At 39.3% G+C, this 26,728-nt stretch carries 24 protein-coding genes; 16 read left to right on the top strand and 8 right to left on the bottom strand.

The window, feature by feature from the left end; genetic code table 11:
- A complete protein-coding gene (locus RWN13_RS11270; protein WP_314063451.1) occupies positions 1 to 909 on the top strand; it encodes an osmoprotectant ABC transporter substrate-binding protein in 909 nt (302 codons plus the stop codon).
- On the top strand, positions 906 to 1,532 hold the full coding sequence (locus tag RWN13_RS11265; protein ID WP_314063448.1) for an ABC transporter permease: 627 nt from the start codon (positions 906 to 908) through the stop codon (positions 1,530 to 1,532). The genes RWN13_RS11270 and RWN13_RS11265 overlap by 4 nt, the downstream gene beginning before the upstream one ends.
- 340 nt (positions 1,533 to 1,872) lie before the next feature.
- Here RWN13_RS11265 and RWN13_RS11260 read toward each other — a convergent pair whose 3' ends face one another.
- The gene (locus RWN13_RS11260) at positions 1,873 to 3,312 is read right to left on the bottom strand and encodes a glycoside hydrolase family 1 protein (protein WP_314063446.1); all 1,440 of its coding nucleotides are present in this window, start codon (positions 3,310 to 3,312) and stop codon (positions 1,873 to 1,875) included.
- A gap of 1,030 nt (positions 3,313 to 4,342) precedes the next feature.
- Positions 4,343 to 6,109 (bottom strand): SdrD B-like domain-containing protein, encoded by a 1,767-nt coding sequence (locus tag RWN13_RS11255; RefSeq protein ID WP_314063442.1) that lies wholly within the window; start codon positions 6,107 to 6,109, stop codon positions 4,343 to 4,345.
- A 749-nt stretch (positions 6,110 to 6,858) separates the two neighbouring features.
- Between RWN13_RS11255 and RWN13_RS11250 the strand changes: the two genes are divergently transcribed.
- Genes RWN13_RS11250 through RWN13_RS11240 form a run of 3 tightly spaced genes read left to right on the top strand, consistent with a single transcriptional unit; the run spans position 6,859 to position 7,890 of the window.
- The gene (locus tag RWN13_RS11250; RefSeq protein WP_314063439.1) at positions 6,859 to 7,257 is read left to right on the top strand and encodes a YdcF family protein; all 399 of its coding nucleotides are present in this window, start codon (positions 6,859 to 6,861) and stop codon (positions 7,255 to 7,257) included.
- Positions 7,258 to 7,278: 21 nt separating this feature from the next.
- Positions 7,279 to 7,410: a hypothetical protein gene (locus tag RWN13_RS11245; protein ID WP_314063436.1), complete on the top strand. Its 132-nt coding sequence runs from the start codon at positions 7,279 to 7,281 to the stop codon at positions 7,408 to 7,410.
- A gap of 57 nt (positions 7,411 to 7,467) precedes the next feature.
- Complete coding sequence (locus tag RWN13_RS11240; protein ID WP_314063434.1) at positions 7,468 to 7,890, top strand: GTP pyrophosphokinase; 423 nt, start codon at positions 7,468 to 7,470, stop codon at positions 7,888 to 7,890.
- Positions 7,891 to 8,083: 193 nt separating this feature from the next.
- Here RWN13_RS11240 and RWN13_RS11235 read toward each other — a convergent pair whose 3' ends face one another.
- The 3 genes from RWN13_RS11235 to RWN13_RS11225 all read right to left on the bottom strand — a co-directional run bounded on the left by RWN13_RS11235 (position 8,084) and on the right by RWN13_RS11225 (position 11,178).
- Positions 8,084 to 8,593 (bottom strand): helix-turn-helix transcriptional regulator, encoded by a 510-nt coding sequence (locus RWN13_RS11235; protein ID WP_314063431.1) that lies wholly within the window; start codon positions 8,591 to 8,593, stop codon positions 8,084 to 8,086.
- Between the two features lie 26 nt (positions 8,594 to 8,619).
- A complete protein-coding gene (locus tag RWN13_RS11230) occupies positions 8,620 to 9,462 on the bottom strand; it encodes a sialate O-acetylesterase (protein ID WP_314063428.1) in 843 nt (280 codons plus the stop codon).
- Positions 9,463 to 9,630: 168 nt separating this feature from the next.
- Complete coding sequence (locus RWN13_RS11225; protein WP_314063425.1) at positions 9,631 to 11,178, bottom strand: hypothetical protein; 1,548 nt, start codon at positions 11,176 to 11,178, stop codon at positions 9,631 to 9,633.
- Between the two features lie 242 nt (positions 11,179 to 11,420).
- Here RWN13_RS11225 and RWN13_RS11220 point away from each other — a divergent pair, with 242 nt between their 5' ends.
- Complete coding sequence (locus RWN13_RS11220) at positions 11,421 to 11,882, top strand: phage tail protein (protein WP_314063422.1); 462 nt, start codon at positions 11,421 to 11,423, stop codon at positions 11,880 to 11,882.
- 47 nt (positions 11,883 to 11,929) lie between these two features.
- Here RWN13_RS11220 and RWN13_RS11215 read toward each other — a convergent pair whose 3' ends face one another.
- Positions 11,930 to 12,451 carry a DUF308 domain-containing protein gene (locus tag RWN13_RS11215; RefSeq protein ID WP_314063419.1) on the bottom strand — a complete coding sequence of 174 codons (522 nt, stop codon included), beginning with the start codon at positions 12,449 to 12,451 and terminating at the stop codon, positions 11,930 to 11,932.
- A 938-nt stretch (positions 12,452 to 13,389) separates the two neighbouring features.
- Here RWN13_RS11215 and RWN13_RS11210 point away from each other — a divergent pair.
- The 10 genes from RWN13_RS11210 (at position 13,390) to RWN13_RS11165 (ending at position 25,509) form a co-directional block, all read left to right on the top strand.
- A complete protein-coding gene (locus RWN13_RS11210; RefSeq protein ID WP_314063416.1) occupies positions 13,390 to 18,270 on the top strand; it encodes a hypothetical protein in 4,881 nt (1,626 codons plus the stop codon).
- Between the two features lie 23 nt (positions 18,271 to 18,293).
- Positions 18,294 to 18,629, top strand: coding sequence for an LPXTG cell wall anchor domain-containing protein (locus RWN13_RS11205; RefSeq protein ID WP_314063413.1), 336 nt, complete (start codon positions 18,294 to 18,296; stop codon positions 18,627 to 18,629).
- A gap of 1 nt (position 18,630) precedes the next feature.
- Complete coding sequence (locus RWN13_RS11200; RefSeq protein WP_314063411.1) at positions 18,631 to 19,362, top strand: WxL domain-containing protein; 732 nt, start codon at positions 18,631 to 18,633, stop codon at positions 19,360 to 19,362.
- 22 nt (positions 19,363 to 19,384) lie between these two features.
- The gene (locus tag RWN13_RS11195; protein ID WP_314063408.1) at positions 19,385 to 20,155 is read left to right on the top strand and encodes a WxL domain-containing protein; all 771 of its coding nucleotides are present in this window, start codon (positions 19,385 to 19,387) and stop codon (positions 20,153 to 20,155) included.
- Between the two features lie 35 nt (positions 20,156 to 20,190).
- Positions 20,191 to 20,934, top strand: coding sequence for a WxL domain-containing protein (locus tag RWN13_RS11190; RefSeq protein ID WP_314063405.1), 744 nt, complete (start codon positions 20,191 to 20,193; stop codon positions 20,932 to 20,934).
- A gap of 75 nt (positions 20,935 to 21,009) precedes the next feature.
- Positions 21,010 to 22,131 carry a DUF916 and DUF3324 domain-containing protein gene (locus RWN13_RS11185; RefSeq protein WP_314063402.1) on the top strand — a complete coding sequence of 374 codons (1,122 nt, stop codon included), beginning with the start codon at positions 21,010 to 21,012 and terminating at the stop codon, positions 22,129 to 22,131.
- On the top strand, positions 22,128 to 22,910 hold the full coding sequence (locus RWN13_RS11180; protein WP_314063399.1) for a class A sortase: 783 nt from the start codon (positions 22,128 to 22,130) through the stop codon (positions 22,908 to 22,910). Before RWN13_RS11185 ends, RWN13_RS11180 begins: the two co-directional genes overlap by 4 nt.
- A gap of 20 nt (positions 22,911 to 22,930) precedes the next feature.
- Positions 22,931 to 23,485 carry a hypothetical protein gene (locus tag RWN13_RS11175; RefSeq protein WP_314063396.1) on the top strand — a complete coding sequence of 185 codons (555 nt, stop codon included), beginning with the start codon at positions 22,931 to 22,933 and terminating at the stop codon, positions 23,483 to 23,485.
- Positions 23,486 to 23,503: 18 nt separating this feature from the next.
- A complete protein-coding gene (locus RWN13_RS11170) occupies positions 23,504 to 24,952 on the top strand; it encodes a helix-turn-helix domain-containing protein (RefSeq protein ID WP_314063394.1) in 1,449 nt (482 codons plus the stop codon).
- Between the two features lie 38 nt (positions 24,953 to 24,990).
- Complete coding sequence (locus tag RWN13_RS11165; RefSeq protein ID WP_314063392.1) at positions 24,991 to 25,509, top strand: hypothetical protein; 519 nt, start codon at positions 24,991 to 24,993, stop codon at positions 25,507 to 25,509.
- A 148-nt stretch (positions 25,510 to 25,657) separates the two neighbouring features.
- Here RWN13_RS11165 and RWN13_RS11160 read toward each other — a convergent pair whose 3' ends face one another.
- Entirely contained in the window at positions 25,658 to 26,212 is a 555-nt protein-coding gene (locus RWN13_RS11160; protein WP_314063389.1) for a CD3073 family putative ECF transporter S component, read from the bottom strand.
- Entirely contained in the window at positions 26,199 to 26,705 is a 507-nt protein-coding gene (locus RWN13_RS11155; protein ID WP_314063387.1) for a CD3072 family TudS-related putative desulfidase, read from the bottom strand. The genes RWN13_RS11160 and RWN13_RS11155 overlap by 14 nt, the downstream gene beginning before the upstream one ends.
- Positions 26,706 to 26,728 lie beyond the last annotated feature (23 nt).

Genomic DNA, 26,728 nt, shown 5'->3' with positions numbered 1-26,728 from the left:
ATGAAAAAATGGCTGGTAATGATCGGGTTTATTGGATTATTTGGCTTTTTTGTTGCTACGAATCTTGCCGATAAAGATGATACCATCACCGTTTCAGGGGGCGTTACCTCAGAATCGCAAATCTTAGGAAATATTGTGGTAGAATTATTAACTCATTATACAGATAAACAGGTGGTTTTTCTCAATAATCTTGGTTCTGCTAATATGATGCAGGCGGCTATGGAAAGGGGAGACTTGGATATTGCTTCTCCTCGCTATACAGGCACAGATTTAGTTGGAACGTTGAATTTACCTATTGAAAAAGACCCAGATAAAGCGCTGCAACTGGTACAAAAAGAATTTCAAGATCGTTACCAATTTAAATGGTTTCCAAGCTATGGTTTTTCCAATCAGTTTACCTTTATGGTGACGAAAGAAACAGCAGATAAATATGGTTTAACCAAGGTCAGTGACTTGCAAAAATATGCGGATCACCTTAATTTGGGGACCGATCAAACCTGGTATAAACGTGAAGGTGATGGGTATCAGTCCTTTACAGAAGCGTATCAAATGACCTTTAAACGGGTTTATCCTATGCAAGTCGGGCTATTGTATGATGCTTTGGCAATAAATGAGCTGGATGTTATTTTAGGCTATTCAACAGATGGACGAGTGGATAGTTATGATTTGGTTATGCTAGAAGATGATCAGATTTTTTTCCCGCCTTATACATGTAGTTTAGTTGCCACAGAAAAGGTACTGCAAGAAAATCCAGAACTGGCTGGTATTTTGAGTAAGTTGGAAAATACGATTAACACGGAGATGATGCAAAAAATGAATGGTGAATCTGATAGCCAGTTAATCGAACCGGCACTGATTGCGAAGCAATTTTTAGAAGCTCATCATTATTTTGAGGAGGAAAGTGAATGATTCAGGAGCTATTGAATTATCTGAGCACCAACGCCTCTTACATTATGAGCCAGTTTATGATTCACCTTTACATTTCCGTCATCGGAGTGGTCTTGACTGTTATCGTCGGCTTCCCTTTAGGTGTTTTTTTATCTACGAACAAAAAAGTGGCAGCCTTTGTGATTGGAGGGATTAATATTATTCAGACAATCCCATCAATTGGTATGCTGACCATTTTATTGATTCTAATGGGTTTAGGTGAAAATACAGTCATTGCCACCGTTTTTTTATATTCGTTATTGCCTATCGTTAATAATACGTATGTCGGCTTGAACAATGTTGACCCAGTTTATGTGGACAGTGCACGAGGTGTTGGAATGAGTCGCTTTCAGGTGTTGTATCTGGTTAAAGTTCCTTTGGCTCTGCCGATTATTTTAGCGGGTATTCGCAATGCACTGGTTATTTCCGTTGGCATTACGACGATTGGCTCCTTTATTGGCGCAGGTGGATTAGGTGACATTATTTTGAGAGGAATCAATATCACAGATGGCAAAGCGATTATTTTTGTCGGTGCTTTTTTATGTGCCCTAATCGCTTTAGTGATGGATCGTTTGTTTAATTGGTTGGTACAGGATGAAGGGTGATTTTTCTTTTGAGATATTTCAACAAAAAAATAGCCCTCAGTTGGAGGCTGAGGGCAGGAGATTTTTATTTACTTTGGAGGAGTAAATAATGAAAAAGTTTTGTTAGGGTTGTTTGTTGGTATGTATATAATATACCGTTCAAATGTGAATAAAGTGTGATAAAGTATGAACAATAACTTGAAGTATTTATTAAGAAAAAGTAGCGTTAATGTTGACGAACCTAAAATAGCACTGTCCGTCAGTCATTTTATTAGTCTCTACGTGACTTAACAAAGTTTAAAGCAAAAAGGCTGCTCACTGTAAATGGACAGCCTGTTGATTTACCCAGTCATTGCTTTTTTTAATCAATCGACTTGCCGTTACTGGCGATAACCTCTTTGTACCAGTAGAAGCTGTCTTTCTTGTAGCGATCCATCGAGCCGCCAGATTCTGAGCGATCAACATAAACAAAACCATAACGTTTTTGATAACCGTTTAACCAGCTAAGCAAATCAGTAAAGGACCAAGTGCAATAAGCCCAAACCTCACTGCCTTCTTCAACTGCGATCATCAATTCTTTGATGTGTTGAGACAAGTAGTCAATGCGATAATCATCGTGAATTTCTTTGTCTTTTGTTAAGTCATCGAAGGCTCCTAAGCCATTTTCTGAAATGACAATCGGCAGGTTGTAGCGACTCGTGATCTCTTTACACGCATAACGCAGACCCATAGGATCAATCGTCCAGTCCCAGTCGGTTGTTTTTAGATAAGGGTTAGTTGGGTTTTTATAAATCCCTGGAACACCGGTCACTTGGTGGGTGCCCTTTTTACCAGTGGTATTCATTTCACCTTCTGAGCTGACACCATCCAATGGGTTATACTCACACACGCTTGTTTGGTAATAATTAACGCCCATAAAGTCGATTAAGGAAGCCGCTTGGACAAGTAATTGGCTGTCTTCTTCAGAAACCTCAGGGGCTACTCCTTTTTTAGCCAAACGATGATAAGCACTTTTCGGATAGCGTCCATAAGCGTAGACATCCATCCACCAAAAGTTCTTTAAGTCGTCAAAATCAAGTTTGGACATGGCATTTTTAGGATTGCTATCCAAAGCATAACTGGGACTGTAAGCAAAGCTGGCACCGATTTTACCATTAGGACTAATCGCTTTAAAAGCAATGACAGCTTGCGCGTGGGCTAAAAAAACATGGTGATTAACTTGGTAATATAATTTTTCCTGATTAAGTTTGCCAGGTGGATGCATAGCAGACATCCAACCGAATGTGGTAAAAATATTTTGCTCGTTAATAGTGATCCAATAGTTGACTTTGTCTTTAAAATGATGGAAAAGGAAGCGAGCATAATCAAGATAATCTTGAATAACCTGTGGGCTTTCCCAACCACCGTAGGCTTCCTCCAAGGCTTGGGGAATATCCCAGTGATACAGTGTAACCATTGGCTCTATACCGTATTTCAAACATTCATCGATCAGGTTTTCATAAAACGCCAAACCCGCCAAGTTGACATCGCCTTTACCTTTGGGGAAGAGGCGGGCCCATGAAATTGAGAAGCGATAGGTTTTTAGACCCATTTCAGCCATTAAGGCCACATCCTCCTTAAATCGGTGGTAATGATCCACGGCCACTTCGCCGGTCGAATCCTGATAGGTTTTTCCCGGTAGTTTAACAAATTCATCCCAGTTAGAGAGTCCTTTGCCATCTTCCTGATAAGCCCCTTCAATTTGGTAGGCAGCAGATGCACTGCCCCATAAAAAGTCTGCTGGCATTTGTAGTTTATCCATTTAGTTCACTCCTTAGTATATGATGGTCAATAAATCATCTGATTCGTTGATAGTACCATTTTTGATAGTCGTTACATCCATACAGTCATTGATGTATGGCCCAACAATCGGTGTGGTTAAATCATACCCTTCTCATCGAATTTTATCAATATCAACCGTCAATAAAAGATCACTTTTTTGACGGTTGTCTGAGTCTGTGTTTTTTACGAACATTGTGCAATAGATGTGCTCCAAAAGTCTGCTCTCTTTGACCTTCAATGGCTAAGGCTTAAGCGTTTAGCCATTGATGAGATCGAAACGAGATGTAGTGTCCCTTGCCTCTGCCGTTATTCTTGCCAATTTATTGACTTAGAGATAGGCATTGGTCTCGAATTTTTCAGCCGCCGAGATGGCAATCAGGACAGGCATGAAAAAGAAGGTCCATCCCCTATAACAGAAACGAACTGATAAGTTTGGTTGCTTTCGCTTAACCAACAAATCATTGGCAAGATGGTCAAAAGTACTTTAATCATTCGCAGGAATGACTGGCGCCATGAGTCTTGAAATAACATCTAAAATGTTGAAAAAATATGAGTTTTTGCGGTCAGGATTAGGTACGATATCTTAGTCTTTATTGAAATCAGCTAATTTTAAGAGAGCTTTATAGACAGAGTTAACGTCATTACCAATAATAATCTGGTGTTGACTGCTTGTCTTTGTGATACCTAAAAGCTGATTGATTTTATCCGCATTAGTATCTCTAAGCAGGTAAAAGAATTAGCAAATGGGAGATACGCGATGGACGCTATTTAAAACAAATAGGAGGTGAGTCAAATGTCAAGAATGAGATGTATTATCCGAAACTTAAATGAGATAGAAATGATGCACACTGAAGAATTAATATTAATTTTAGACGTTTTTTTAGAACATTGATTCTTAAATTTTTATAGGTAGCATTGATCAACTGAGTAAATGGTACTAGAAAGAACCAGACGACTAATCACAAGTAATCAGCTGTCTGGCCTGTTGATCGTTACTCTATTTAGTTAAATTAAAAAACAATGTCTTGTAAATTGATTTTGTAAACGCCTGATTTCCAATAAGACTTAAAGCTATTTTCCCCAGTTTTATTAGTTGCTTCTAAGCTTAAAAGAACTGGTTTTGCAGATCCGAATAATGGAGCACGACCTAAATTAATCGTGTATTCATTCGTTGAATTAAAGGTGTAATAGATGGTTGTAGTATTTAGCTTATCTGTATTTTTTAGTGATAATGTGGCTTGAGCGGTCTCGAGGTTAAATTCTTGTAAGATAGCACTAACGGAACTTGGAACACTTCCCATCACCCCAATATGCTGTGTTATGACGGGATTGATTGACTCTTTAGAGATAATATAGTGACCAATTACTTTTTTAATGATCAGTGCTTCTGGTACCTCGTTTATGCTTAAAAGTGGTGAGACCGGTCGCTCTGTTTCCATCGTCAGGTAAAGAGGTGTATCATAAGGTAAATTTGAAAATTTATAGCTTCGAGCTGACGAACTTGTGGTGCTTGCTGCTAATTCATTGCCATTCTCATCATAGACATAGACACTCGCGGCGGCCCCAGAAAGTTCTAAACTACCCATAGCACCATTACTATCTAAATCAAGGTAAACATTGCCAGAAATTGTGGCAAAATTACGTATTCCAAATAAAAACTCAGGCGTTTTTTTTACTTTTAAGCCTGTAATATCGTATGCATCACCAAAATAACTAACAACACCTAAACGAAAGGCCGGAAGTGTATTGAGTAATCCAGACAACTGTTTGAATTGCGTACTTACTTGTGTAGTAAGGGTAACCCCTGTTGAACCTAATACATTTTCAACATTGATTTTATCAGTTTCTTCTGCTAAACGTGAAAAGACGGTTGCCAATTTTTGCAAGTACTGATTATCATTGTTAGTGTCGATATCTCCTGTTGATAGTAAGGTATTATTAGTTAATAAGCTGCCAATATCACCATTTTGCATAATGGTAATAATCGCTTTGATTTTTTCCTGATTTGTTAACATATCGCCAATCGTCAAATTAAAGGGAGATCGAACAACTAGATACGCTCCTGATGTTGCGTCAGGAATCTGAATAGACTGACCATCTTTAGAGGTTCTCAAGTAGACGCCATCCAATAAATCAACATCACCGCTCAGCAAAGCGCCAGAAATAATCGAACCCGCATCTATTGTTCCTAAACGACCTTCAGAATAGGCGGATGCGAATCGCTTGATATCCAGGACAATCATTGTTTTGCCGTGAATTATTTCTTCACTTTCTTCTTTTGCACCATTCCAATTATAGTCATTGAAGGGGGTGATTGATAGGTTAGTGACGCGGCTCAATGGCAAATTTTCGATAAATGATAACTTTTTGTTATCAACTTTAACAGAAATGATATGTGGCAATTTTGTACCAGAACCATCGACTGCTGATTTTTCGCTGGTGACTGCACGAAATTTATCGACTGATTTATTATATCTGAGGAAGTATTCTCCTTGTTTCAAAGAAGTAAAGGCATATCCTCCTAAGCTATTTGTCGTGACGGTTTTAACGGGTTGCTCCCCAGTCTTAGCTTGTGTCAATGAGTTAAATAACGAAACGGATTCTCCTTTTAAGCCAAATTCTAGTTGGTTAATGTCTAAAATGCCATTTTCGTTAATATCTTGATAAATCGTTCCTGAAATAGAACGGACAGGTAAATCCAATGCTGCCTCGCTTTTTGTAGGTATTAAGGCACTTATTCCTACGACTACTAAAACCCCTAATATTATTTTTTTCAATGGAACTCTCCTTTTTAATTGTATGATTAGTTTAAAACGTTTTTTGAAAATAGTGAATGAGTCTAATAAGGTAGACAATCCCTTTTTACATAAAAGGGTCGTTGTTGAACGAAGGGGGATAAAAAATTCTCTTGACTTTAAAGCTCTAATTCTCATAATAATAATCCGACCTGATTTTGCCTCCTTAGTTTTGTTTAAACCGTTTATTTTGCTCTTCAGTTTCTTTATCTGGTTCTAAAAAATAACGTTTAGTGATTATTTGTTAGAAATAAAATGAATTGTCCACTTGATTATATACTCAATTATCTCTCATTGCAATAAAGTTAAATAACGCACAAATGATTATTATCGAGGTTGCATAATCCTTGGTTAGGTATAAAATCATTTCCCATGGTTTTGAAAACGAAAGACAATAAATCCTACTTTTTTAATGTATTTAGGTCAGTGAAATGAGGTGTATTAGTAAATTACTAAATAGACATATCTAATGAAAAAGAAATGTTGATACTTTTTTATTTGATATTTCCCCGACTCAAGATGTACTATTTAGACTAATTGGCATCATATTATCGGCTGACCTCGTTAGCACGCTATAAATACTGGTAGACCTTTTTAGTTAGTTGTGATAACTTGAATAAGTATGATATCCTGTAACAGTAAACAAATATAGTTGAAATTGTGTGGCATAGGAGAGAGGTTATGAATACGCAACCACTGAGATTAATTGGGATATAACAAGATTTATTTTTGTGAAAGATGCACCAAAACAAGCTGATATAATCTTTATTCAAGGCTCTTCAAAAGCAGCTGTTAGTGAGCCAGCCAGTGACATCTATCAAAAGAAATTAGCCAAGATACTATTACCATCAGGGAAATATTCTAGTAAATTAACTTGTTTTCCTAATGAGAAATTAGGGGAATGTCACTATTCAGGTGTTTATGAAACAGATTGGCATTTTTGTTCAGAGGTATTAAAGGAAAACGGAGTTCCAGAAACAGCGATATTGAAAGAAAATCGTGCAACGAATACTTATGAAAATGCTTTTTTCTCAAGAAAAATAACAGATTTGAAGAACTTAAATATTGAGAAGGCGATTATTTGTTGCCAAGCATTTCACGCTAGGAGGGCATTGATGACCTATTCCTAGCCCTACTCAGAAACAGACTTTATGATTGTACCGACTGATACCCAAACCATTAGTCAGGACAACTGGTATCAGAGCCAATACGGTATTGAACGAGTATTAGGGGAGCTAAAAAGATGTGGTACTTATTTTGGGGATTATTTTCATCAAAAATGAAACTAACTTATTCTTGGGAGCGTTATTAACAATTCATTGATTAAAGGGGGGGAAACTATGAGTGAGGTATGTACGTTGGCCTTGAGAATCGCTAAAAAGGCTCATTATGGGCAAGTAGACAAAGGGGGAATGGAGTACATTCAACACCCGATTTACGTTGCCAACCAAGTCGACACGGAAGAGGAAAAAGCGGTAGCATTGTTGCATGACGTTATTGAAACCTCAAACTATAAAATTGACGACTTGCGCAAAAGTGGTTTGCCAGAAAGCGTTGTTCAGGCAGTAGAAGTATTGACGAAGAAACCATGGATGGGTGAAGAAGAGTATTTGGCATTGATTAAGCAAAATCAGCTTGCCAGAATTGTCAAACTAGCTGAATTAAAACACAATTCTGATTTAAGTCGAATTCCTGAAATTGGGTTGGCCGACTTCGAGCGGGTCGAAACTTACAAAAAAGCGATTGCCTATTTATCTCAGTAGAGTGGTGGCTCGAAATGAAAAGAAAGCAACTATCCTGGATAGTTGCTTTCTTTTTGGACTATCACGGTTAGCATGACGATATCGGGAAATATATTCAGCAAAGTGATAGTCAGTTAAGATTACATATTCGGCCTTAGCTTTGAACGATCAGAAATCACCAATAAATTCTTAGTAGATACAACATGATGCACAATTACTCAAGTAGCCCTTCAAACCAAGCTAAATTAACCTGATGATGAGAACGGGAATTTTCTAGCATTTTTCGGAAATGCTCAGGTAAACGCTCATCTTGGTCGATGGAAAAATTTAACAGGGCGATTTTCTTTTTGCTTTCGTTGATTTGTTCTTGAATAAGCTGTTGGAATTTATCTCTTTGATAGTCGTCTGCAAAGAGCATTGCTCCATAGAATGACAAGTTAACATATTCAGATTTGGATCCGAATTTATCCATTAGCCTTTCAAATTCTGTTTGACCTAGATTGGTCATACGATAATGTTGGGCTTCTCGGTCTTTTGAATCCTTGACGATGTCAATTTTTTTGATGAAGTTCTTTTCTTCTAATTGTTGTAAATTATAATAGAATGACCCCTTAGTGAAATTAACAATATATTGATAGTGGCGTTCTTCCATTAGTGAAAGTAGTTCGTAACCATACGAGTCTGGCTGTTGCTTGAGTAGTCCTAGAATAATCAAGGGTATCATGTGTCATCCTCCTTAAAGGGGTCAATTTATTTTAGGTAGGCACCAATTTTTGCTTCAAATTCAGGGTAGCTGATCTCACCCATGGCCATATCCATACTAGCTAAATAGATTTTTTCGCCTTGAGTATGAGGTCTCTTGGCCAAAAGCTTGAGCGCATTAAGTTCATCCGTTAAAGGTTCCATAATATGCTGTTGCTGATTAAAGGCAGCAAAATAGCGCAAGCCAAAACGGCGCTGTGAGATAGCGTCAAGGTGAATGCCATCAGGGTTAGCAGTTAGATCAGCAGCTGTTACAAAATAGCAATTGGCTTGTTTAAAAGCGAATTGCTGTAGAGCGTCGTTGATTTGTTGATAATCTATGCACCCTGTACCAAAGCCTGTTTGTCCTAAATAATCGCCTAATCCACCAATAATTAATGGTAAGTTAGGAGCATTCAATTCATTTCTTAGGGCATCGATGATCACTAAGAGTTTATCATAATAACCCGTTGAGCCACCAGACATACTGTCGCTTTCACCTTGATGCCAAAGAATACCAGTTAATTGGCTGTTTTCCATGGCGAAGTTGGCTTGAGCGATGGCGTGTTTAAAGAGTAAACCGTCAGGTTGCCAGTCATCTATGGGACTGCCGCCCTCGGCACAAGGTATTAAGCCGATGGTACCTTCTTGGCTGTCACACCAAGCATCAGCAAATGAAGAAGCTAGACTTACGCCAGCTACGGGGCGATCATAATTGATAGGCTCTGTCATCATTTGCCAATGGCCGTTTCGTAGCATTTGGATTCGCTCGTTGTAAATAGGAGGAACCTCGGAGAGAAACCCCCGTCCTGCCATATTTGATTGTCCTAACATTAAAAATGAGTGTACCATTTTACTTCCTTCTTTCTGAGGGGCTTCTATTTGAGAGTCTAATTAGACCTTCGTCTTTATTTATTATAGTCTAATTAGACTATATGTCAAATTAATAAGGGAAAGGCGATAGTTTCAAAGTTATCAAATAAAAACCTAGAACCCCAAAGCGAGGATTTAGGTTTTTGTTTAATCGTTAAGTTCAATCGGAGAAAGCTGTTTAACGAAACACCAACTTTCTCCGCCATTCAAAGATTGAAATAAGCAGGCAACTATTTTATGACGATCGACACCGCTAGGTTTCACCAAATTAAACTTAGCTTCAAGTTTAGTTGAACTTACAGCAGTGATTTCATTCGGTGATTGGAAAATATCCAGACCATTAGTAGCATACTCATCGGGAATGGTGATAATGGCTTTTTTAAAGCTCCCTCCAGCGTTATGGGTATAATATAAGTCATTTCGAGTCGCCAAGAAACCCATTGATGGGGAAAGGTAGCTAGTATTCTGAACGGGTTGATTGATTAATGTACCACCACTCTCGCACCAGTTTTTGCCATAATTGGCTGTCGTAAACACTCGGACAAATTCTTCAGAGCTAATGGAAGTAGTTGAGAAGATCGCCACACCACTACCGTCATCAAAAAAGGTTGCTTTACGATAACGAACGGGACCTAAACGATTGTCGATTAGATTTTTTTGCCAAGTTCGCCCCTTATCAAGAGACGTCAGTAGATAGACGCTTTGACCAGCTGAATCCGAGGAGTAAATAAACCAGGAAAAATCAGGTCCTATGTCGTAGGTTTTATCCATCCAAAAGCCTAAAGGAATAGTTCCGCTTGTTAAAGTATAGTCCCCGGCTCTCAGCCAGTCGGCTTTAATAGGGACGAACTTCCAAGTTGCTCCGGAATCAGTGGTCATGTAAAGCTCGTTTTCTTCAAGAAGCAAGTGATTCGTTTCATCGATGGCATGAGTTGGGGGTCCCCCTTTTTGGCAGACCAGGCCGTCTTTATTTTCTAAATCAGAAGTGGTCCTATTTTTTGGTTCACTGACATAGTCAAATTCCTCCGCAAGTTCCTGCTGACTCGGTGTTTGTGCCATAAAAACAGTGGAGCCTACTAATCCAAGGACAATCACTAATGAAAAAGCCTGTAAAAGGGACTTATTCCAGGTGGAAATAGTAGTTGGATTAGTTGGGACTGTAACCGGTTCGCTGTTTAAAATAAATAATGTTGTAAATCGCAGACCTAAAGGGGCAATTCTTTGGCCGATTCTTAACTGATAGCTCAGTGAAGTTGCCACTAGTTGACTGTCTATTTTTTTTATCATAAACATCTGGTTGTTGCGAGAGAGAAAATAGTATTCAGGATTTTGACCACTAACGGCTACGTCTAAGAGTCTCTTTGATTCTTTTTTCAACCATCGTGGAAAGTTAGCGGATTGAAACATCATGTTAGCGGTGATAATCATCACCACTAACAATAAGCCAAGGCAGATAAAGAGCCCAATACCTTTCGAAAAATTGAAAAGTGTCGTTAAACGTTGGCGCGTAATCCCATCGTAGGTTTGTTGATAAAAGTAGCGATAGATGAAACTAGCCACAACAAAAAAGAATAGTGCAGAACTGCCAGCTACAAAGGTGATCAGTCCAAGCATTCGGGCATAGCTCTTATAATAATGGCAGCTAATGGTCTTTTTTTTCGATAATAAGTCAATCAAGATTGATTCAGAATTCATGTGAGGGCCTCTTTTCTTTAGCAATTTGACTATTAGTGTAGTTACATCAGTATAAAGGCAAAGAAGGATTATGGCAATGATTTTTGAGTTTTTTTGTAATAAATCATGCGTTTATATCAAACAGAGAGTGATAGATTATTCTCCTTTTATGAACAAGATAAGGAGTTAATCGTCTTATTATTGAATTTTATGCTAGTCTGTTATAATTAGTTTCCATAAACAAAAGAACGGGAGGTATATTTATGTCTTATAAAGTTGATTTTAAAGAGGTGTCGATGGTCGGATTGGAGAGTTCACCAGTAGCTGAAACCTTAGCTGGATTGCGTGCTCATGAAGCTCGTTATTTTTGGAATAAGTTTAAGCACGAATATATAACGGTTCCTGCTAATGAAGATCCTGAAACCTTTAAGTGGATTGAAAAAATATTGGAAGAGCGGGAGTTACGTTTTCCTTATAAACCTTTGGAGGTTACTAGTTTTGTTGTGGATGGCACGAAGTTTGCTTATGTTTTTTTTGAGAATGGTTTAGCTATCAATGTTATGTATAGCCTAGAAGAGGATGGGAAAAGAGCTGTGGGCTTTAAATTAGCGGAAGGCATGGAAATTCCCAAAGAATTTGAAGGCAAATTTAAATTTGCTCGCCAGAAATCTGCTCTGGCAGGGGTGATTAGAGGCTCATATTTCGTCATTAAAGGTGTCTATTAAATGCAAAAAAACCTGGAAAACAGACCTCTGTTTTCCAGGTTTTTTTGTTAATTATCTATGTCAGAAACTAGGAAATACATCATAATATGATTTATTCCTGTGAAAATCAACTGAAAAGAGACCGTCCAATAAAAGATTGCCACGGCAAGCTGTGGGTCGAATAAGGATTGAAAGCCAAACCAAATGACTAAAATATTAAGAGCGATAGCTAACCATTTTAAACCGCTAGGTGATTTGAAAACAGCAATAGTATTAGTTATTGCTAAGATAATCATCATAATAACCACAAAATTAATGACTAGAGCAGCTCCACTAACTGGATTTCGTAAAAAGAAAATCAAGCCAAAGGCAGCCACCAAAAGCCCCTCTAAACTACGTAAAACTTTGTATTTAATTCCTTTTGTAACGAACAAACCATCAACAATAGTTACAACACCAATAACCGTAAATAAAATACCAAGAATCATTAAAAATAGTGCTCCTTGTCGAATCGGATTAGACATAAATAGCATACCTAAAATCAATAAGACAATTCCTTGAAGTAAAAATTTTATTTTTTCTTTTCTCATGCATAAACACTCCTTTCTTGGAGGAATTATATAACTTGGTTTTAGGCAAGTCAATTAATAAGTTTTTTGATCATGTTTTGGCACGTTGTCCTAGTTGCTATATCAGTTGTTTTAAGCCAGTTCTAAATAGTAAACCAATCTCTTTTATTGTTTTATTAGTTTTTTTTTTGAATGAAAATAACACGATAAATAAGTTGTCCTTTTTTGAACGGCGTGCTTTTTTATTTAAGGAATATTGTTAGATAGGGATTTGTTATTGTTTTTAAGATACCTTTTATAGAAAAAAACGAAGGAAAGTAGAAAAAGTTGATTTGATTTGCCATAATGTAAATGAAAGCTGACCTCAAAAAAAAGTCTAGTTTTTGGTTGTTACTTAATATGCTTTAGCAAAAGCATAATTCAACAATCTTGTTCGATTTATCCCATAATGATGGACGTGTTCGATTAAACAGGAGTTCTGATTTCATAAGAGTTTGTTCGAAAAAAAGATTAAATAAATAGTAAGGTGATCGATTTAGTAGGAAGGAGGCCGTTGATAATAGAGGTGGTTGGACAGGTTCAACAATCGATCATTTTGAAATGACGAGCGTTATTTGTATGTGTTATGGGTGAGTTCACTAGTTGTTAAGAAAGTTTGTTGACAGTGATTGTCATTTACATTTTTTTTTGAAATTTGTAAAAAACATTAAAAATATCTGTTCAATAATAGGCTATCATTAATTTGTTCGGGGACTAATAATAGAGGGATTAACGAGCGATTGGTTTATATCAGAGGCTGATAACTAGCACTTGGTGTTTAAGAGAAGGATGTTCAGTAATTCAGTTATATGAAAAAACGCTTTAAATTCAGCAACAAAGTGGCTTTACCTCCCGAATGAATCAAATAGATCTGAGCGATTTTATCGCAAAAGAAAAAGTAAAAGAAAGGAGACCAAAAATTGAAAAAGAGAAAACTACTTAATCTATTGATGGTTGGGTTTATTGGGTTAACGACAATTACTACTGCTACAACAGCTGTGGCTGAAACAAAGACATCGGACTCAGCAAGTAAAGACTCAAAGGCCTTAAAGTTGCCAACTGATTTTTTACCTAAGGTATACACAGAAGCTGATCAACCTCCTGCAGTAGTCAGTTCAGAGGACCAAATGTCAAAAGAACGTGTCAAGGTAACCTTTAAAGCAGCCGCTAACCACAAGTTTACCAATGGTGAGTCTGTTAGTGAGTTAGAAGGTTATTTGGACGATGAGATCATAACTTTAGATATACCAAGTTTAGTTGTAAACAGTGATGAAACGTTCGCAGGTTGGGAGTTAAACGACAAGTTGCTTAGTGAGCAAGAGTTAAAGCTTCAAACGTTGACAAGTGATTTAATCGTGACAGCAGTGGTTAAAAAGGAAGCAGCTTTGGCTAAAGGTCGAGTCCTGAACGAGTCTATTGCGGATGTCATTAAAAATGCGGATACAACAAAAACGATTGTTATCCCTTCCCCAACAGGGAGTGATCCTTACAAGGAATACGCGGCGAATGATACCAACTTGAAAGTGGCCTTATCGGAAATGTATCACAATGGTGAGGGAAGAGATTTTACGATTTATTTTGGGGCCAATTTATCGCTGATGGCTGGAACTGTGGCGAAAGTCATACCGGCAGATGTTAATGCCACAAATGCGACCTTTTATGCACTCCAAGGAAAAGTCGGGACCATCACTTTAACAGGTGCTGCGACAGACCCCATCAATATGAACACAACAACACCAGCTAATGTCAGAACCGTTAATTTATCCACTAGTGGTATTTATTTCGGAACGAATCTGATCATTCGAAATCTAGTTTATCAGGGCAATACCATCTATATGGGGGGGAACAACCTCAGTTTAAATGGAGGGGCTTCAGGTAATGGGGTTGCCGTATATGGTGGAACAGACACAGGGGATTTAACTGCTTCACCAACGATTGAGGTGAACACCACAGGAACTGGTACTTGGAGTTTTTATGGTGGTAATCAAAATGGTGGTACAATCACTGGAAATACGACTCTGAGAATCAACAACACAATGGGACCACTTAATACGATTGCCGGAGGTTCTCGGATTGGCTCAATTAACGGAAATGTTACGACAGAAGTCAAAAATGTGTCGGGAGCCATTACTAACTTTTATGGAGGCGGTGAAGGGACTGCAGTTGCTAACTCGGCTAACGTAATGGGAAATGTGACATCGTCAATTATTAGTGAGACTACTTCGAGCAACATGCGAATTGCCAGTTATTTTGGTGGTGTTAATTACGGTGATATTTCCGGAAGTATTTCGAACACAATAAAAGGATATGGTGGTTGGACAGGAACCTGGCGTGATTATTATGGCGGCTCAGCTTTTGGCAATATTGGTTCAGTAACTACGTCAAATGCCATCATTAATCATATAGATACCAGTCAATTTACGACGGGAACTATTTATTTTAATGGGGCTAATAGCCGTGAAGGAACGATTAATGGGGCCATTCGAAATTCAATTCGAGCAGGGACTTATAACAGAGGATCAATTGGTCAAATCAATGGTGCTGGTGGAAGAAATGTAACCCGCTTAACTCATGCCCTTAATGGTTCAAACAATTTAGATATCTATGATGTCATGACTAGGGAAGAACGAAATGCCTTAGCCGAGGCGGGGGCAAAGTTTAAAGTTTACGGTGATATTTATACGGATATTTTAGGTGGAGCCGTCAGTGCTGGTGGCGATGATTTAGGCTTTACCAAAGGATTTGGCTGGGGGGGGTATCTGCAAGGCAATACTTATGTCACCATGGGGATTCTTCGTGAGGACGGTCGAACAGGTGGTGAAGGCTTTGCTTATGATGGTGATTCAATAGCTACAGCGACTTTAACAAAGGCTATGAATGAGGGCTTAGATTATGCAGCGGCTAACCGAAGCTCCTTTGCGATAAACAATGCGGCTCAATTTGATATTGTTGGTGGCGGTGGTTCGATTACGGGCTGGTCATCTGATGTCTTTATTCAGGGAAATACGAATGTGGTCCTTAACAATACGATTGCCCGTTGGACTTATGGCGCTGGTTTTTCTGGTGTGACGCAAGGGAATACTAACATTACCTTGAATGGTGGGTTTGTCGATACCCTGGAAGGCGCTGGTTATTATGACCGTCGTATTTACGGTGAAACCAAAGCGGTTGTCAATGATGGTCAGGTCGACTGGTTTTTATCAGGAGGCGGCTGGACAAGTTTGAAAGTTGTTGGAAATGCTAATGTGGATGTTCACGGTGGTGTGATTAATGCGTCCATGGGAGCTTCCTACGGTGACAATAGCGCACACACTATTGATGGTGATTCTCATATGTATGTATATGGTGGCGATTTTTCAGGGCTACCACGAACGGGAAATAGTGGTTTCTCAGCTGGGATTACACAGTGGGGAACACTGACAGGTAATTCCAATTTGACTATCGACTTAAGGAACTATCAGGGAACCTTTAAATTTCCTTCAGGAACCTTTATCTCGGCAGGGAAACCTTATAATGTCAATACCTATCTGGGAACAGATGCTAGCAATACGATGAATCTGACTATTTTTGCTGATGAAAGCTCAGGGGATGTTTTGAATGGCGCAGATATTTATGGCGACGGCGGAGCAGCTGGCAATACGAAATCCGGGCACGTTAACATTAATATTGATGCTCCAGGATCAACGATTGGTAATTTGTATGCGACACAATACAACAATGTGGCTTCAAATAAATTGTTACGAGATGTTAACTTAAATGTTCAGCGAGTCAAATCGATTGGTGGGATTTCTGGTGGAAATGCCAGTGATGTGATTAATAACACAGTCGCTCGCAACAGTGCTGCCGCTATGCCTCCAACGGCTTCAACTTTTAACTTTGGCGCCAATGTATCAGGAAAAGCTGGCGAAAGTGACTATCCTAATCAGAAAGAACCGATTATGGTAGCGGGGATTGGTATTAATAACTTTACCAAGATGACCATAAAAAATGGCACGACTTTAACCGCCAATGGTGGTAATATTCGTAACGGTCTTAATGCGACAGCGGCTAATCACGGGGCGACTTACAATGAATTTGGTGACATTCACTTAATGGAAGGGTCAGGTTTAGGTGTGGCTAATGCGACTAACTTTATCTCGGCAGGAAAACTGACGGTTGAAGATGAAGGGACCATTGAGTCAGGTCAAGGGACAGGTATTATCAATATCAGTGACGTGGCCTTTGTTGATCAAAACAATGACCGTTTGACTTGGATTAAAAATACCACAACTGAAACCTCAAAAGTAAACGCCAAGGGAACTTGGTTTGGTGAACGGCAAGCCTTTCAAGTTCTGACCATTAATCCGACAGTTCAAAATGCTAGTAAACTAACGCCTTTTAATTTTATGGGACGTGAGAAAGCAACTGGGAAAACCTTTATTGGTGATAACGATGTCAGTGGAGCAGCCAATGGTTATGGCATTATGATCCCTGGATCGGTCATTGATTACAAGGTAGTTGCTCCTATTAAGGACGGTACTGGTGATATCATGCATGATGTAGCAAGTGTTCTAGAAGATAATACACCTATTCCGTTAAAGGTCTGGGGAACAGAAGTAGCAGGTAAAAAAGTTCAACAAGGTCGTTTGGTTATCCCTTCTGATGAAGCCTTATTACCGACGTTGACCTTTACACCAGAAACAGCAGTAACTGGTTCCTGGTTGTATCAGACCCAAGTAACTTCGACCAATGTCAGTTTAAATGATACCTTGATACCTGAACAAACGACATCTGATCCTGTTACCTGGAAATCACCTGCAGGGACTTACAGTTATTCTGTAAACGTCCAATACTCCAATAAAGTGGAGGTTTCTGCTCGAAATGTGATTATCTCAGAATCAGAAGCAGCTTTAATCGACAATGCAGCCGAACTGGCAACATATACGAAAGGTGCTGGGCGACCATTTTTAGAAACAGATATCACGGAAGCCATGTTGGCAGAGATACGTCAACCTTTAGAAGGGGAATTGTTGCGGGCGATAGCAGTTACTTATCGGGCCGGGACGGTTCCTGAGAATCAGGGGCAAAAAACAGTGAAAGTCGTGGTAGTAAAGGATCAAACAGTAATTGCTGATTCACGTCAATTAGGGGTTTATGCGCAAGATGGCACGATGAATTTAGCCCAGGCCAATAGCTTAGAGAATCAAGCCCAGCTAGAAGCAGAGATTACGACACCTTTGGCTATTTTGGCTGACGGGACAACTGAGGCAGCTCAGTCGGATCCCCAAACATTTACGTCAATTAAAGAAGCGACTGAAGCAGAGTTATTAAAAATCGTTAAGATTGCTTACTCTTATTCATTAGCTGAAGAAGTAGTAGTGAAAGACATTGAAGTTAAAATTACTGGGATTCTGGAAATTAATGAAGTACCTACAACTTTTAACTTTGGTGAACAAATTATTACAAATCGTGAAAAAACATATTGGCCAACGATTGTCGGGGATTTAGTGATAAAGGATACCCGGGGGACAGAAAAACAAGCTTGGCAGTTAATGTTGAAAGAAGAAACGCCTTTAACCAATGGCAGCCAAAGCTTAGCTCATCGAATGAGTTTCATCAGTGAGGGGGAACAGCTTATTACGGAAAATAATCTGTTAATTGACACTCACACCTTAACAAGTAATGGCACATATAATGTGACGGAATCTTGGAAGGAAGGTGAAAAGGGCATTAAGTTAAGAGTGCCTGTGAAGGAACAAAAAGCAGGTCAGTTCTCAGGGACCTTAAGCTGGAGTTTAGTTGATGGACCAGCCAATGATTAGTAGGGAGACGGAGGGTTAGAATCATGTGGAAAAAATTAATGACCGTGATGCTTCTGGGAACCTGTCTAATAGGTGGGTCCAGAAGTAATGCAGAGACAAAGAACTATGAAAGTAAATCATCAACGGGTTTTTATGGTGTTTATGAATACCCAAAAGAAGAGGAGAAACCTCTTCCTGAGACTTCGGGCAAAGAAGGAGCCTCAAAGCCAGCAGCTCTTCAGACTGCAGATGGCAAAGTGATTACCTTATTGCCACAAACCGGTGATCAATCTTATTGGTTATCGGGTAGTTCGGGATTTCTGATGATTGGGCTAGGAATATACTTAAGTTTAAAAAAACAACATGAAAGAAGGCTATAAAATGAAAAAGAGTTTGGGGAGTTTAGCAGCAGTAGCGATTTTAAGTAGTTTGGCTGGAGCAATAGGAGTGACAGCGGCAACATATGACACGAACGGTGTGATTAATTTTACACCAGATACTAGTATTACCTTGCCAATTGACCCAACTGATCCAGACCCAGAAGTGCCGGTTTCGCCGATTGATCCGACGGATCCAGAAGGTCCCAACCCAGGTACGGCAGGTCCTTTAAGTATCGACTTTGCGTCGAGTTACGCTTTTGGTGAGCAAGTGATTTCCACACTTAATAAGGTGTATTACGCGGACATTCAAGAGTTTACCGACGGTGGGACAGGACCTAATTATGTCCAAGTTACCGATAAACGAGGTACTTTGGAAGGCTGGAAATTAAGCGTTAAACAAAATGGTCAATTCACTACGGCAGATGATGAGTTACTTACAGGGGCGCAAATTACGCTTCGAAAAGGGGCAGTTACATCAAATCTAGCATCGGATGCAACCTTGATTCCAGGTGAGGTCCAATCAGCAGTGGCTTTGAAAACCACAGGAGAAGAAACAGTTTTAGTCGATGCAGCCGTAAATCAAGGTGCAGGTACGTGGATTTATCGTTTAGGAAATAATGCTGAAGAAGGTAAAACAGGAGTTGAACTTTCAGTGCCAGGTAGTACGGTTAAGCGTGCGAAAGAATATCGCACTACGATGACATGGGTATTAAGTTCAACACCAGAAAACTAACAAAGAATAGGGGAGCATAAAAATGAAAACAACAAAATTAATCACATTATCAGCCATTGCATTAGTAGCAGTAGGAGCGCAAGTCGTTAGTGCCGAAGGAGGTATCTACGGTTCAAAAGGAGGCGTTCAATTTGTACCTAACACAGATCCAACGAATCCAGTTGATCCAACCGATCCCGATCCAGAAGTCCCTGTTAATCCAATTGACCCAGTTGATCCAGAAGGACCAAATCCTGGAACAGATGGTCCTTTGAGTATCGATTTTGCTTCAAGCTTGGATTTTGGGGTCAATAAAATTGCCAATACGAATCAAACGTACTTTGCCAGAGCTCAAACTTATACAGACATTGATCCAACGGCTAATTATGTTCAAGTCTCAGATAATCGTGGAACCAATGCCGGTTGGACCTTAAAAGTGAAGCAAGAAAGTCAGTTTTCGGCTACCACTGCGACGTTGAATAATGTCTTAACTGGTGCCAAAATCACGTTAAAAAATGCCTCAGTGGCGAGTAATTCATCTGCTACGGCACCAAGAGAAAACGATGAGATTGTGCTGAATCCTGATGGAACGGAAAGCTTGGTTATGTCAGCGGCCAACTTAACAGGGGCTGGCACATGGGTTAATTCTTGGGGAACTGTGGAGACGGTCTCAGAGGTTAACAGTGAAGGTGAAACAGTAGAGGTTGCAGTAACAAAAGATGTCTCATTAGAAGTACCAGGATCAACGCCAAAAGATGCAGTTAAGTATCAAACCAATTTGGTTTGGACATTAACTGACGTACCAGCAAACTAAAAGTCTTATGACGCTAACTAAAAGGAGAATATAAAATGAAATTAAGTAAAATGGTCACTTTATCAAGTCTTGTGGTATTAGGAAGTTTAACGCTTGCAACAGCCAGTGTTTTAGCAGTAGACGGTGGAATTTATGGCTCAAATGGTCGTATTCAGTTTACACCAAATACCGATCCAACCAATCCGGTGGATCCAATTGATCCAACTGAACCAATCGATCCTATTGACCCGATTGATCCAGAAGGGCCAAATCCAGGTACTAATGGTCCTTTGAGTATCGATTTTGCATCAAGCTTAGACTTTGGCATTCAGAAGATTACGTCAACAACAGAAACGTATAAAGCAGCTTCACAAAAATTCAAAGATAAAGATGGAGCAGAACAAGAAGGTCCAAACTTTGTTCAGGTCACGGATAATCGAGGAACAGAAGCAGGGTGGACGTTAACCGTTAAACAAGACGAACAATTCACCTCGACGACTGGTAAAGTTCTAACAGGCGCAGCGGTTACCTTGGCTAACGGAGAAATTTCTACGGCTTCAGCTTCAGCTGTTCCAGAAGTCATTGCCACCAACACCTTAAAAACAGACGGGACAGCTCATAAAGTAATGGCGGCTGGTGAAGCTCAAGGAGCAGGTACTTATTTAACACGTTGGGGTAGTGATGTAGCAACGGCTAAAACCAGCATCAGTCTTGAAGTACCAGGCTCAACAACCAAGTATGCAGAAGTCTATTCTGCTAGCTTTACTTGGGCCTTAACAGATGTGCCAAATAACGATTAACTAAAGCTAATAAACATTAGAAAAAGCTGGGCGTTTCCCAGCTTGTTTCTGATGTTTGATTAAGGAAGAGGGCTTATGAAAAAAAGAAATATAGTAATGATGGGACTGGTCATGTTTCTCATGATGATTCCCCAAAAAATAATGGCGTCGGAATTTAATTTTGCAGTTGTGCCAGAAATTCCAGAGAACCAGCTGGATAAAAATAAAACCTATTTTGATTTGAAGATGAATCAAGGAGCAGAACAAGATCTGACGGTTAAACTGCGAAACGATACAAGAGAAGACATCGTGGTGGAAACGATTATTAGCAGTGCCACGACAAATTCAAATGGTGTGGTTGAATATGGGCCAAATGGAACTAAAGTAGACAAGACATTGGTTTTTAACATGGCTGATTTAGCAAAGGCCGAACCAGAAACCACTGTGCCAGCTGGAAAAGAAGTATCTGTTAAAGTTCATGTGACGATGCCAAAGGAAGCCGTTACAGGGATCATCGCAGGTGGCATTACTTTTAAGGAAAAAGATAAAGAAACTGTTAGTTCGAAAACGGGTAATGAGGAAACGGGCATGGCGATTAAAAATAAATACTCTTATGTTCTAGCTTTATTGGTCCGTCAAAATGAAGAACCCCTGACTCCAGATTTAGCTCTGAATGAAGTAGGGGCAGCTCAGTCAAATGCCCGTAATATTATTCAAGCCAATTTACAAAACCCAGTGGCGACCTATTTAAATCAGTTAAAAGTGACGGCGGAAATTAGAAAAAAGAACCGTACGGATGTGTTGTATACGTCAGAAACCGAGGCAATGCAGATGGCTCCTAATTCCAATTTTAATTACTATGTTCCTTTAAACGGTAAGCCATTGGAGGCAGGGGAATACACCATTAAGATTGTTGCCTTTGGTGACAAGGATGAAGACGGCAGTTACGAAAGTAAGAATGCTGCTGGGGAAAAAGTGAGCTTCAATCAACGTTGGGAATTTGAAAAAGAGTTTACCATTACAAGCGCTGAAGCTAAAAAATTAAATGAAGCAGATGTCTCCATTGTAAAAGACTATACCTGGTTATACATAGTGATCGGTATGCTATTATTACTGATTGTGGCAGGCTTGATTTTTTTCTTAATTAAGCGGAAGCGAGATAAGGAAAAAGAAAAAGCTGAAAAAGCCAAGAAGAAACGAAAGAAAATAAGAAAATGAACCGGCAATCAGAAACAAGGCAAGAGCGATACTTAAAGAGTTTGATTATTATCTTATTCTTTGCGGGGGTGGTTTTCTTGCTTGCCCCTTTTGTAAAGAGGGCATTATTGTCTTATCGAATCGAGAGTGTCCATATTCAACAGACTCAATCTGTGCCAACCAATGAGGTCAGTCAAGGGAATGTGGTGATTCAACCTCCAAGCTTAAGTGAGACCCTGGCATTGTATCGCCATCAGCCAGAAGTCAGTATTGGTCAGATTATTATTCCTAGTGTTGACATCGATGTCCCGATTTTTCCAACCTTAATCAACGAAAATCTCTTGTTGGGAGCCGTTGCAATGTTTCCTGAACGCACCCCGAACGAAAACAGGGTCTTCATCAGTCATCATTTGTGGAACGAGAGTTTGCTTTTTGGCCCGTTAATGGCAGTCCAGCAAGGGGAAGCAATCTTTATGTCCTACGGCAATCAGGTGTATCACTATGAAATTATGTCAATTAAGACAGTCGAAGCAACAGACATTTCGGTAATGGACAATCGGGAAGAGGGAGAGATAACGTTAATTACCTGTGATCGACCAACTTTAACCAGTCAGCGATTAGTTGTTAAAGGTGTGTTAAAGGATGGAGAAACGGAAGAGGGTAAACAAAAAATGGCGGTTATTCAGGAAGGTCAAAAAATAACTTCGAACTCTCGATTAGTTATGAGGAATTTTGGTTGGTTAATCGTCGCTGTGTTCATAATCATAATAGTTTTAACTTGGGTTGTGATGAAACTGTAGGAACTATTGGAGGTGTTAAAATGAAAAATCCTTATTTTTTAGGTGTGATAACCTCAACCGTCTTTTTAGCAGGGCTTTTGGGGGGACAAGTGTTAACCGCCGAAACAGTTTTGGCAACTAGTCCAATCTTGGACCCGCTGAATCCTAAAATGGAGATTGAGCCAATCGATCGATTGGAGAAGGCCCCAGAAACTGTTGAGCCCTTAACCCAATCAGAAGATAAGTTGGAACCAGAAGACAAGGCCGGAATCCCAATTGAGCAAGTCACAGCTAATCACCCTAAAGAGCTAGAAGTAGGTGAATCAGTCGTAACAACTGATCCATTAGTCTCTAAAGGAGAGTTTAATCGCGAGTTAGTGACTGAATGGGAACGGTTGGGTTTGAATGTTCCCAAATTAGTGCCAGTCACTCACAGAGAGTATCAAAAGAAGTTTGTAACAGACACTTTCTTTAATCAAGCTTTAACAATTCCACCAGATGTTAGTGGCGATGATCAGGAAATCAGCAGTGAACTGTCACGAATTTGTTACGTCATGTCGGGTCGGTTAATCTTTGGCCGCCAGGGAACCTATTAAAGGAGGAGAGGGATTTACGTGCTCGAAATACTACTTGATAAAAATACAGTTAGAAAACTTCATTTTTTCAGGATACTAGAAGAAAGTCCTTCACTTTCAGAGCGGGCCAAGGTCATGATGGATAAGTTGGAGATGTCTGACTATCTCTTAACGAAAACAATTCAGGAATTGAATTACGATTTTGACCAATTTAAACTTGGCGAAGTCTTTCATATTTATACAAAGGATGATGAAATAATTCTAGAAGAAAGCTTTCTGGCGACATCTGATTATTTGGAAGAATGTTATTTGGGACAATCCCATATTTTCGGGATCATTGAGTCGATCTTTTTGAATCAGTTTGTGTCAGTTAATGACTACGCCATTAACCATTTCATTAGTTATCCGATTATTTACCGTGAATTAAAACATCGGCGAAGTGCACTGAAACGATTTGGCGTGACGATTACTAAGCAGTTTCAGTTTTCTGGTAAAGAGCGGGACATTCGAAATTTGTTGACTTTATTATTTACTAAAATATACAAGGGAAATTTTAACCTATATCAAGGGTTTCGAACAAAAGCGACTGAACAAATTAAACAATTAGAAGCTATTTTTGGAACACGATTTTCCGAGAAAGTCAAAACGGAGCTAATGCACCAATTATGTATCAGTCAAAGTCGTCTAAAGAATTCATCTCAAACTATCGTCAACGAAGTGAGTCAGGAGCACATTCATTTCTTTTTTCCAATGATGACCTCATGCTCTCAAGTATTCAAATTTGGTGACAATAAAGAGGCGAATTTGCAAGCTGAGTTGACCTTGATTTATTCAGAGTTATTAAGGAATGGTTATGGGAATCAGCAACTCTTTGAAAAAATGCGAAAAGACAAGGCCATACATCAACGTTCTCAGTATTTTGTGGGAGAAGTGGTCTCTAAATTAAAGTTAGATATCACCAAAATTGAAGTTGAGAGACTATACCGGGAACTTGATATCATCCATTTTCAAGTGGTCTATTTACCACAACGCAGTCAGATAATCGAAGAGCGAATCGATGTTAGTTACTTTGAAGATACGTATGGAAGGTTTTTTCAATTTACGCGTCACTTTATTTTAGAATCCCAGAAACATCCAGATGGAAAGGGGATTTGGGAGTCAGGGGGCTTTGTTTTTTATCACTATTTATTATTATTGATCACTGTTATCCCACCAGAGTTGTTTTCAGCTCCCATATATATATACGTGGATTTTTCATTAGGTAAACTATATAACGACTACATCATCAAAAATATGTCGGTGTTAACGTCCTTAAACATCGTGATCGAAAGTTATTTAAGCGATCGAACAATGCTGATTTTAACAGATAGGTATCCAGGAGATGGTGCTTTGGAGATCGAAGCCGTTGTGTGGCTAGAACCGCCAAGAGCTCGTGACTGGTCTGTCTTTGCGACAAAAATATTGGAAATTCAGAAATCAAAAGGCTGAATATAGCAAAAAAATGATAGTAGGAGAGGTCAAGTCAGATGAAAATAGGCTTTATTAGAGGACTAAATGCAAAACCAGAAATGGTAGAAATGTGCGACAAGCTTGTCTACGCTGATTCAAGAAAAATGATTAGTCAAAATGTTATGGAGTTTATTGACGAATATTATGAAGAGGAATTAATTTTTCAAAGTCTGATAGAATTGCGATTACAAATTTCTCAGTTACTGCCTATTATGGAGAAAGTGTTTGAAAAATGTGCGGCAGTTCGTTTTCTTGACAAAGGTCACATACCGACGGTGACGGAGCGAGATTATATCAGAATACTCTTGACAATTTCTCGTCAGGAGAAGGAAATTCGCTCGATTTGTACGAAAGAATCTTTAGCCAGAGTGAGGCGCGAAGGCATAGTGATTGGTCGCCCATCCATTCAACACACGGTTGTGGATAAAATAGATTTTCTTTACAATAATCAGGGAAAAAGTATTCGTGAAGTAGCAGCGATTTGTGAAGTCTCAGTAGGGACGGTTCACAAGTATTTGAAGAGAATAGAAGAATAGGTACTGGTCTTCCTTGCTAATTCCTTTGGAGTTAGGAAGGCTTTTTAGGGGTTATTAAGGGGATAAAAAAGCGTCAAAAGTCGATTGTTCCAGTCACTTCTTGAAATTCGAGACGGGAACTAAGGTCTTTTGGCGCTTTTTTAGCTGATTAGCGACTGAGTGACAGCGTTTTTTTTATTTGGGGAAGAGTCACAAGCCAAGCGACTAGCAAACAGGAAATAACTTTATCCACAAGATTACCAGCGACAGCTCCCCAATAAGCTGAGGTGATCATTTCTTTACCTGAAGCTCGTAAGGCCATAATGACGACGTCGGTCCCTGATCCAGTAAAGCCACCAAACAAAGCCAATCTGATAGGAGCTCCAATCATGGGGGCGATAAAGGCTAATAATAAACCAGTCAGAATAGCTTTTTTGTAGGTGAGCTCACCTTTTGCAATTAAGGACACGACAATTGCCACAGCCACATTGACCAAGGCAAAAGGAATGGCCAGTGGGCCTGTTAGGAGTCCCATCAGCAAGTTAGTCGTAACGCCTGTCAGTATGCCATAGGACAAGCCAAAGGTTGAGGCAATCAGTATTGTTCCGATGGTGTCTAAAAAAAGCAGTGGGATTTTTAAAGCTGAAACGGTGGAGCCAAGTACGACATTTAATACGACTGCTATGGCACAAAAGGTTAATATTCTGATGTTATAATGGCGCATTAGTATTATCTCCTTGTAAAAAAATTTCGATTAAAGTCGTCATATCTCCTTGATAATCTTCACTGTACCAAAGAGGAATTTCCATGAACGACTGATTCAGTTGATGCTCCTGACAAAGACTGAAAAATTCTTCCATTAAGATTCCACGTTGACCTGAAATCGAACAATTAGGACTGTCATTAACACCTATAATGCCAAGATAGTCGTATTGATTGTCGCGATAACTGATCAGTTGCTTGATAATGGGCTGAAGCATGGTTTGACAACGTTGACGGTAACCTTCAATCGATTGATAGTGTTCATAAGTTAGTGGTGGTCGTTTCAGGCCCAATTCCAAAAATTCAGGACAGGGCAATTGTAGAAAAGAGATACCGGCTGTTAATAAGTAAGTGGCGATTGGGAAAGCACCTCGGGCGCGTTCCCAGTCATCAATGACCACATCTTGATTGAGAATGCAATGAGAGACTGCGACAATTTTTTTATTGAGTTTCATTCTGAGTTTGCTCCTTTGTCGAT

The organism is uncultured Vagococcus sp. (assembly GCF_963518325.1).
Classification (GTDB): Bacteria; Bacillota; Bacilli; order Lactobacillales; family Vagococcaceae; genus Vagococcus_D.
The sequence above is the reverse complement of the archived record's forward strand: the minus strand, read 5'-3'. Positions and strand labels throughout refer to the sequence as shown.